The organism is Kocuria tytonicola (genome assembly GCF_003687455.1).
Lineage (GTDB): Bacteria > Actinomycetota > Actinomycetes > Actinomycetales > Micrococcaceae > Kocuria > Kocuria tytonicola.
Genome location: NZ_PHOA01000188.1, coordinates 1 through 1,522, shown reverse-complemented (window position 1 = coordinate 1,522; position 1,522 = coordinate 1). Strand labels below are relative to the sequence as shown.

The window sequence follows — 1,522 nt, the reverse complement described above, 5'->3', positions numbered from 1 at the left end:
CTTCTGGGGCTGGCGGGCGGCCGGGGGCTCGGAGGTCTCGGAGACGGCGGTGGCGGCCGCGGCGTCCCTGGAGCTGTTCCAGACCGCCGCGCTGATCCACGACGACATCCTGGACCGGTCCGACACCCGCAGGGGGCGTCCCAGCGTGCACCGGGTCTTCGAGTCCCTGCACCGCGGCGCCGGGTGGAGCGCGGACCCCGAGCACTTCGGGGTGAGCGCGGCGGTGCTCACCGGCGACATGAGCCTGTCCTTCGCGGAGCAGCTCTTCGCCGAGGCCGCCGCGGCCGTCCCGCGCGAGGCGTCCGCCGCCGCCCGCGACATCTTCTCCACCATGCGCACCGAGGTGATGGCGGGCCAGTACCTGGACGTCCACGCCGAGGTGGCACCGCCCCCTGATGATCCCCGGGAGCAGCTCGGGCGGGCCATGACCGTGCTGCGTTACAAGTCCGCCAAGTACTCGGTGGAGCACCCCGTGTCCCTGGGCGCCGCCCTCGCCGGCGCGGACGCCGGGTTCCGCGCGCAGTGCTCGGCGTTCGCCCTTCCGCTCGGGGAGGCCTTCCAGCTGCGCGACGACGTGCTGGGAGTCTTCGGCGATCCCGCCACCACCGGAAAACCCGCCGGCGACGACATCCGGGAGGGCAAGCGCACCGCCCTGGTGGCACTGTGCACGGCGGGCCTCGAGCCGCACGCACGGCAGTGGCTGGAGTCCGTCCTGGGCAGCGTGGAACTCTCGGACGAGGACGTGGACCGCGTGCGCACGCTCATGCACGAGAGCGGGGCGCACGACCGCTCGGAGGAGCTCATCTCCTCCCTCGTGACGACCTCCGACGCCGCCCTGGCAACGCTTCCGGCGCCGGACGTCGCCCGCGCGGGGCTGCGCGCCCTGGCCGACGCCGCCGTGCGCCGCACCCGCTGACGGTCGCCGCCGGTGCGTGCCACCCCGAGGGGGCGGCACGCACCGGACGGCGCCTCACCAGCCCAGGGCCTGGGCCCGACGCCGCACCTCGGTCTTCTGGCCGCGCCGCAGCGCGTCGATGGGACGGCCCGGGAGGGACTCGTCCTCGGTGAAGAGCCAGCGGATGGCCTGGACGTCCGTGAAGGCGGCGTCCCGCAGCACGGCCACCGTGCCCTTGAGGGAGTCCACGGGGTGGGCGCCGTCCATGAACGCGGCGGGTACCACCCGCACCCGGTCCTCCGGGCGGCGCACCTCCAGCAGCGAGCCGTCGTCCATGAGCCGGTGCACCCGGGTGATCTGGATGTCCATGGCCTCCGCGATGTCCGGGAGGTGGGTCCACTCGCCCACGAGCGTGTCGAGTTCCGCGAATTCCTGGGGCGTGAGATCGGTTGAGTAGTTCACGGGCACTACTGTGCCACGGCCCGCGCGCGGCCGAGAACCCGTGGGCGCGGCAGGGGTCGGGTAATCTGGGGGCACCGCGCGGCACCGGAGGGTGCGTGCGGTCTTCCCCATTTCCCCCATCTCGAGTCAGGTGTCGCGACCATGCCGGTTGACCCGCCCCAGGAC

2 protein-coding genes are annotated in these 1,522 nt (G+C 73.8%); one reads left to right on the top strand and one right to left on the bottom strand.

Annotated elements, in window-relative coordinates:
• Window positions 1-916, top strand: a 916-nt coding sequence (locus tag CWC38_RS11750; protein WP_133306266.1) for a polyprenyl synthetase family protein, incomplete at its 5' end; no start/stop codon positions are given.
• 54 nt (window positions 917-970) lie between these two features.
• Here CWC38_RS11750 and CWC38_RS11745 read toward each other — a convergent pair.
• Window positions 971-1,363 (bottom strand): Rv2175c family DNA-binding protein, encoded by a 393-nt coding sequence (locus CWC38_RS11745; protein WP_121846884.1) that lies wholly within the window; start codon window positions 1,361-1,363, stop codon window positions 971-973.
• Window positions 1,364-1,522 lie beyond the last annotated feature (159 nt).